The sequence below is a fragment of the Micromonospora sp. NPDC003776 genome, from assembly GCF_053605645.1.
On the sequence record NZ_JBSGJR010000309.1, the window covers coordinates 1 to 7,934 of the forward strand.

The following is a 7,934-nucleotide window of genomic DNA, read 5'->3' on the forward strand; positions in this document are numbered from 1 at the left end:
GTCGCGACGACTCCGGTGCGCCGGGAGCCGGAGATGCGGCCGGCCACGTCGGCTCCCGACCGGCCCGGCGCGCGCCGGGCGATGCCGAGCCTGACGGTGTTCTACCTGGTCGCGATCGGGCAGCTCGTCTCGCTCATCGGCAGCGGACTGACCGGCTTCGGCATGAGCCTGTGGGTCTACCAGCGCACCGGTTCGGTCTCGCTCTTCGCCACCGCCACCGTGCTCGCGCTGCTACCCGCCGTGGTTCTCTCCCCGATCGCCGGCGCGCTGGCCGACCGGTGGGACCGAAGACTCATCATGATCCTCGCCGACTGCCTGGCCGCCACCGGCACGGTGACCCTGGCCCTGCTGCTCTGGCTCGGCCAGCTCCAGCTCTGGCACGTCTTCACCGCCATCAGCGTCACCGCGGTGGCGACCGCCTTCCAGCAACCCGCCTACCTGGCCGCCGTCACGCAACTCGTGCCGAAGCGGTACTACGGGCGGGCCAACGGCATCGTCTCCCTCGGCACCGCGACGAGCACGGTGCTGGCGCCGCTGGTCGGCGGTGCCCTGGTGATCGCCGTCGGGCTGCGCGGGATCGTCCTGATCGACCTGCTCACCTTCACGTTCGCGGTCGTGGTCGCCCTCTCGGTCCGCTTCCCGGACACCCTGTTCGTCAAGCGCGAGGAGCCGTTCCGCCAGGAGGTGCTGGGCGGCTGGCGGTTCATCGTCCGGCGGCACGGCCTGGTCGCCCTGGTCGTGCTGACCGCGTCGCTGAACTACTTCTTCGCCCTGGTCGAGGTGCTGGTCACCCCGTTGACCCTGTCGTTCGGGGACCCGGCGGTGCTCGGCCGGGTGCTCGCCGCCAGCGGGGTCGGCATGCTCGTCGGCTCGGTGCTGATGGGCGTGTGGGGCGGCACCGCCCGGCGTACCACCGGGATCCTGGGCAGCGTCGTCCTGCTCGGCGCGTCGCTGGTCACCGTCGGCCTGCACCCCAGCCCGCTGTTCCCGGCCCTGGGCCTGTTCGGCATGGGCCTGGCCACCGCCCTGGTGAACACGCACTGGCTGGCCATCGTGCAGGCCAAGGTGGGGCTGGAACTCCAGGGCCGGGTGCTGTCCATGGGGCAGATGCTCTCCTGGCTGATGGTGCCGGCCGGCTTCCTCAGCGCCGGCCCGCTCGCCGAGCACGTCTTCGCCCCCCTGGTGTCGTCGAGCGGGCTGCTGGCCTCGGTCCTCGGCAACGGACCGGGCCGTGGAATGGCCCTCGCGGCGATCGTCGCCGGGCTCTGCGCGCTGGCCCTCGCGGCCGCCGGCATCGCGTACCGGCCGATCCGCGACGTCGAGGACGAGCTGCCGGACAACGATCCCGGCACGATCATCCTCGCCGACAAGGACCGGTTGCAGGAGGAGGCCGACCGCCGGCTGGCGCAGCTGAAGAGCGGAGGTGCCCGCCGGTGAGCGCCCCCACCCGGTCACCCGGCCCGACCCGCCGGGCCGCCACCCGGCGTACGTCCGGCGGGCCGGCCGAGGTCGACTGTCTGCACCGGATGGTCGCCGCGCAGGCCGCCCGCACCCCCGACGCCGAGGCGGTCCGGCACGCCGACCGCGCGCTGTCCTACCGGGAGCTGGACGAGGCGGCGAACCGGTTGGCCCGGGTCCTGCTCGACCGCGGGGTGGCCCGGGAGGACCGAGTCGGCGTCTGCCTGCCGCGCACGCCCGACCTGGTGGTCGCGCTGCTCGCCGTACTCAAGGCCGGTGCCTGCTACGTCCCGCTGGACCCGGCGTACCCGCCCGCCCGGGTGGCGTTCATGACCGCCGACTCGGGCGTGCGGCTGGTGCTGACCCGCGCCGACCTCGCCGACCGGTTCCCGGGCACGGCGCTCGCGGTCGACCGGCTCGACCCGGGCGGGGACGGCACCGAGCCGGCCGCCGCGACGACCCCCGCCGACCTGGCTTACGTCATCTACACCTCGGGCTCGACGGGGCGGCCGAAGGGCGTGGCCATCGAGCACCGGTCGGCGTCGGTGCTCATGCACTGGACCCGGCAGACCTTCGACGACGCCGAACTGGGCGGCATGCTCGCCGCGACCTCCGTCTGCTTCGACCTGTCGATCTTCGAGATCTTCGGCCCGCTCTGCTGGGGCGGCCGGGTGCTGCTCGTCGACGACGTGCTGGCCCTCGCCGCCCGCGGGGCGGACCGGCTGCCCGTCACCCTGGTCAACACCGTCCCCTCCGCGATGGGCGAACTGCTCACCGCGGACGCGCTGCCGCCGAGCGTGCGTACGGTCTGCCTGGCCGGGGAGCCGCTCACCGCCGCGCTGGCCGCCCGGGTGTGGTCCCGTCCGCACGTGCGCCGGCTCTGCAACCTCTACGGCCCGTCGGAGGACACCACCTACTCCACCTGGGCGGAGGTGCCGCCGGACGAGGAAGACCCGCCGATCGGCCGCCCGCTGCCGCACACCCGGGTCTACGTCCTCGACCCCGGGGGGCGGCCGGTCCCACCCGGCGACCCCGGCGAGCTGCACCTGGCCGGGGCCGGCCTGGCCCGTGGCTATCTCGACCAGCCGGAGGAGACCACGGCCCGGTTCCGGCCCGACCCGTTCCGTCCCGGCGAGCGGATGTACCGCACCGGCGACCGGGTCCGGCTGCGGCCGGACGGCCAGCTGGCGTACCTCGGCCGGCTCGACGACCAGGTGAAGCTGCGCGGCTACCGGATCGAGCTGGGCGAGGTCGCCGCGCGGCTCGCCGCCCTGCCCGGGGTGCGCGAGGCGAGCGCCGCCGTACGGGAGGGGCCGAGCGGGGATCCGCTGCTGGTCGGCTACCTGGTGGGCGAGCGCCGCGACGACGTCCGGGCGCGGCTGGCGGCGGTGCTGCCCGCGCCGCTGGTCCCCGCCACGGTGGTCTGGCTGGACCGGTTGCCCACCCTGCCCAACGGCAAAGTGGACCGCTCGGCCCTGCCCGCCCCCACCCTCGGCGAGGACGCCGGGCCGGACGACGGGGGGCTCTGCGGGACGGCCGGGACGGTGGCGGCGGTCTGGCAGGAGCTGCTGGGTGTGCCGGTCAGCGGCGGCGACAGCGACTTCCTGGCCCTCGGCGGGGACTCCCTGCTCGCGGTCCGCTGCGCGACCCGGCTGGCCGCCGCGACCGGCCGGCGCGTCACCCCCGCTGACCTCTTCGCCCACCCGACCGTCGCCGCGCTCGCCGCCCACCTCGACGCGACCCCCGGCCCGGCGCCGGTCAGGCCGGGGTCGGTCGACCCGGCGCCGGCCAGGCCGGCATCGTCCGGGAAGCCGGCCGCGCCAGTCCCGGTCGAGGTACCGGCCGGGCCCGCTCCGCTCTCCGCCGCGCAGGCCCGGCTCTGGTTCCTGCACCGGCTCGACCCGGCGGACACCTCCTACCTGCTGGCCTTCGCGGTGCGGTTCGCCGTCCCACTGGACCCGGACCGGCTGGCCCGGGCGCTGCGCCGGGTGGTCGACCGGCACCCGGCCCTGCGCACCGTCTTCCCCGCCGGCCCGGACGGGCCGGTCCAGCACGTGCTGCCCACCGCCGACCGGGCGCCGGCCGTCGCGCCGCCCGACCCCGGCACGTCGCTCGACGAACGGCTCGGCCTGCTCACCGCCGAGGCCACCCGGGCGCCGATGGACCTGGCCACGGGACCGCTGCTCCGCGCCCATCTGCTGCCGGACGCCGCCGGCCGGGCCGTGGCGCTGCTGCTGGTCGTCCACCACATCGTCTGCGACGACTGGTCGTTCGGCCTGATCGTGCGGGACCTGGCCCGGGCGTACGACGCCGAGGACCACGGCCGAACGGGCCCGGGCGAACCGGCGGTCGGCCCGGCGGTGCTCGCCCTCACGGAGCGGGAGTGGCTGACCGGACCCGCGGGCCGGCAGGCGGTCGCCGAGATCCTGGACGAGCTGCGGGGCGCGCCCGACCTGCTCGACCTGCCCGCCACGCCGCCCCCGCCGGGGGCCGGCCGGTCCGGCGCTCAGGCTTCGGGTGCCGCCCTGCGGACCACCGTGGACGCAGCCACCGCGCGGGCTGTGCGCGAGCTGGCCCGGGCCGAGCGGGCCAGCCTGCACATGGTCGGGCTGGCGGCCTTCGCCGCCCTGCTCGGCGCGGCCGCCGGCCGGGACGACCTGCTGATCGGGGTCGCCTTCGCCGGGCGCACCAGCGTCGCCGCCGAGGAGAGCGTCGGCTGCCACGTCAACACCCTGCCGCTACGGCTGCGCCCGGCACCCGACCGCAGCTTCACCGACCTGCTCGACGAGGCCCGCCGGGTCACCCTGTTCGCCGCCGCCCACCAGGACGTCCCGTTCGACCTGCTGGTGGAACGGCTCCGGCCCACCCGCCGGCCGCACCGCAACCCCCTCGTCCAGGTCGCCTTCGGCGTGCAGAACGCCCCGCCGGCCCGGCACCGCACCGCGGCCGGCGTCGAGTTCATCGGCGTCGAGCTGACCCCGGACACCGCCCGGCTGGATCTGACCCTCTGGCTCGACGAGCGGCGGGACGGGCTGGCGGCGCTCTGGACCTACCGCACCGACCTGTTCGACCACGACGGCGTGGTCGCGTGGCACGGCCGCCTCACCGCGCTGCTGCGTACCGCCGCCGCCGACCCCCGGCGCAGTCTGGCCGACTGCGTCGACACCGCTGGGAGAGAGACATGACAGAGCAGACCCGGGTCGCGCGGCCCATCCCCCGTCGCGGCCGTGACCGGAACCTGGTGGACGTACGCCCCGACTGGCCCGGCGGCCCGCTGCCGGCGCTGGTGCGGGCCAACGTGCCCGACGTCGACCTGGCCGGCTGGCTCGCCGGCCACCGGGACGAGGTCGACGAGTTGGCCCGCCACGCCGGAGCGGTGCTGTTCCGCGGCTTCGCCGTGGCCGGCGCCGGCGACTTCCGCACCGTGATGGCCGCCCTCTCCGACGACGTGCTCTCCTACGGGGAGCGGTCCTCGCCGCGCAGCAAGGTCACCGAGGGCGTGTACACCTCCACCGAACACCCCGCCGACCAGCCGATCGTGCTGCACAACGAGCAGTCGTACACGGTGCGGTGGCCGCTGCGGATCGTCTTCCACTGCGAGGTGGCGCCGGCCGCGGGCGGGCGCACGCCCCTGGCGGACAGTCGCCGGGTGCTCGCCCGGCTCCGCCCGGAGACCGTCGCGGAGTTCGAGCGGCGCGGGGTGCTCTACCGGCGCAACTACCTGCCCGGCATCAGCCTCTCCTGGCAGACCGCGTTCCAGACCGAGCGGCGCGAGGAGGTCGAGGCGTACTGCGCCCAGGCGCTGATCGACGTGGAGTGGGTCGGCGACCAGCAGCTGCGCACCCGGCAGGTCCGCCCGGCGGTACGCCGCCACCCGGTCACCGGGGAGCGGACCTGGTTCAACCACGCGTTGTTCTTCCACGTCACCTCCCTGCCCGACGACGTCAGCGCCGGGCTGCGGGCCGCGCTGGCCGAAGAGGACCTGCCCTATCAGACCGCGTACGGGGACGGCACGCCCATCCCCGACGAGGTGCTGGCCGAGCTGCGGGCCGCGTACGCCGCCGAGACCCGCTCCTTCGACTGGCAGCTCGGTGACGTGCTGCTGGTGGAGAACATGCTGGCCGCGCACGCCCGGGACCCGTTCACCCCGCCCCGGCGGATCCTCACCGCGATGTCCGACCCGGTGGCCGCGCCGGAGCTGACCGAGGCGCTCGACTCCGGGGCGGTGGCGTCGTGAGCGGGCCGGCGCCGCGTCGGCGCGGTACCGCCACCGTCAGCTCCCCGGTGTCCCGCCGGGTACTGGTGGACGACGAGTTCGTGCTGCTCGTCGAGGCCGCCGTGCCCGACCTCGACCTGGCCGGCTGGCTCGCCGGCCGGCGCGAGGAGCTGCTGCGGGATCTGGACCGCCACGGCGCGGTGTTCTTCCGCGGCTTCGAGGTGGGCACCGCGGACGACTTCAGCCAGGCCGCCCGGGCGGTCAGCCCGGACCTGCTCGGCTACCTGGAGCGGGCCGCCCCGCGCCACGAGGTCGCCGACCGGGTGTTCACCTCCACCGAGTTCAACGCGGAGCAGTGGATCCCGCTGCACCACGAGATGTCCTACTCGCACAACTGGCCGACGTACCTCTACTTCTGGTGCGCCCAGCCGGCCACCGGCAGCGGCGGGGCCACCCCGCTGGCCAGCGAGCGGGTCATCACCCCGCTGATCCCCGCCGGGGTGCGGGAACGGTTCCTCCGCTCCGGCGTCTGCTACGTGCGCAACTACGGCCCGCATCTGGACCTGCCCTGGCAGGAGGCGTTCCAGACCACCGATCGGGCCGAGGTGGAGGCGTACTGCGCGGCCTCCGCGACCGAGTTCACCTGGCTGGGCGGGGACGGGCTGCGCACCCGCGCCCGCCGCCAGGCGGTGGCCACGCACCCGCGTACCGGGGAGACCGTCTGGTTCAACCACGCCCACCTGTTCCACGTCTCCAACATGCCGGCCGAGGTCTCCGCCGCGCTGCTGCGCGAGTACGGCCCGGAGGGGCTGCCCCGCAACGCCTACTACGGCGACGGCGAGCCGATCCCCGACGAGGTGGTCACCGGCATCCGCGAGTTGTACCGGCAGCACGCCGTCTCGGTGCCCTGGCAGCGCGGCGACGTGCTGGTCGTGGACAACTTCCTGGCCACCCACGGCCGGGAACCCTTCAGCGGCGACCGGCAGATCCTGGTCGCCATGTCCGACCTCTACGTCAACCGGAGTGTGCTGCTGTGAACGGATACCGTCTGTCGCCGACCCAGCGCCTGGCCTGGTCCGGGAAGCAGGACCTGGTTCGGGCGCGGGTCCGGCTCGACCGGCCGCTGGACCGGGCCCGGTTGCAGGCCGCCGTCGACACGGTGGTGGCTCGGCACGAGGCGCTGCGGCTGGCCCTGGTGCACCACCCCGGGCTGCGGGTGCCGTTGCAGGACGTGGACGACAACCGGGCCGTCGTGGTCGGCGCGCAGGGCGAACTGTCGGTCACCCTCACCGACGACACGCTGGAGCTGGCCGCCACCCCGCTGATCGCCGACCCGGCGAGCCTGCGGCTGGTCCTGGCCGACCTCGCTCGGGCGTACGCCGGGGAGGCGCTGCCGGAGGGCCCGGAGGCGTTGCAGTTCCTGGACGTCGCCGAGTGGCAGTTCGAGGAGCGCGAGCAGAGCCCCGCCCCCTCCCCCGCCGCTGCGCCCGCCCGGCTGGTCACCCCGCACGGTGACGATCCGACCGCGGTCGTCACCGCGACCGTGCCCGACGCCGACCTGACCGACGTCGCGCGGGCCGCGGGAGTCGAGCCGGCCACCGTGCTCCTCGCCGCCTGGGCCCTCGCGGTGTCCCGCCGGTGCGAGACGCCGGACGGGGCGGACGAGGCGGACCTGCTGCTGGCCCGGTGGAGCGACGGCCGGCAGGCCGAGGGTACGGCCGCGGTGGTGGGTCCGCTGGGCGGCTACGGCCCGCTGCGGGTGGCCCTGCCGCTGCCCGCCGCCCCGGCCGAACTGCTGGCCGCCGTCCGCGCCGCCGAGACCGCCGCCGACGAGGCGTTCCACCTGGTCGACCCGGTGGACGAGCAGTCCGGGGCGGTGGCGGGCTTCGCGGTCGTGTCCAGCGTGGACTTGGCCACGGTGGCCGGTCTCGGTGGCGGCGCGGTGGAGGTCACCGCCCCGGCGGCGCCCGCCGGGCCGCAGCTCACCGCCGCGACGGACGGCGACCGGGTCACCCTGCGGGTGACCGGCGGGCAGTGGCTGCTCGACGCGCTGCTGGCCGTCCTGCGGGCCCTGCCCGCCGCGCTCGCCGAGGGTGTTCCGCCGGCCGCGCTCGGCAATGGGGAGGCCGGCTGGCTGGCCGACGCCGCCGGGATGCCGTCCGAGGCGCCGGCGCGTACCCTCGTCGACCTGCTCGACGAGACCCAGGAGACCTCCGGGTCTACGGACGACCGACACGACCCGGCCTGATCTCGGTGGGCG

The 7,934-nt window shown here is 75.7% G+C and carries 5 protein-coding genes; all 5 read left to right on the forward strand.

Features of this window, described 5'->3' with window-relative positions:
• Positions 1-1,437 (forward strand): MFS transporter (locus tag ACWEVO_RS22810; protein WP_452309555.1); only part of this gene is annotated, 1,437 nt, incomplete at its 5' end.
• On the forward strand, positions 1,434-4,643 hold the full coding sequence (locus tag ACWEVO_RS22815) for an amino acid adenylation domain-containing protein (protein WP_452309556.1): 3,210 nt from the start codon (positions 1,434-1,436) through the stop codon (positions 4,641-4,643). The genes ACWEVO_RS22810 and ACWEVO_RS22815, both read left to right, overlap by 4 nt.
• Positions 4,640-5,695: a TauD/TfdA family dioxygenase gene (locus tag ACWEVO_RS22820; protein ID WP_452309557.1), complete on the forward strand. Its 1,056-nt coding sequence runs from the start codon at positions 4,640-4,642 to the stop codon at positions 5,693-5,695. Before ACWEVO_RS22815 ends, ACWEVO_RS22820 begins: the two co-directional genes overlap by 4 nt.
• Positions 5,692-6,711 carry a TauD/TfdA family dioxygenase gene (locus ACWEVO_RS22825; protein WP_452309558.1) on the forward strand — a complete coding sequence of 340 codons (1,020 nt, stop codon included), beginning with the start codon at positions 5,692-5,694 and terminating at the stop codon, positions 6,709-6,711. The genes ACWEVO_RS22820 and ACWEVO_RS22825 overlap by 4 nt, the downstream gene beginning before the upstream one ends.
• Positions 6,708-7,922, forward strand: a complete 1,215-nt coding sequence (locus ACWEVO_RS22830; RefSeq protein WP_452309559.1) for a hypothetical protein — start codon at positions 6,708-6,710, stop codon at positions 7,920-7,922. The genes ACWEVO_RS22825 and ACWEVO_RS22830 overlap by 4 nt, the downstream gene beginning before the upstream one ends.
• Positions 7,923-7,934: the final 12 nt, after the last annotated feature.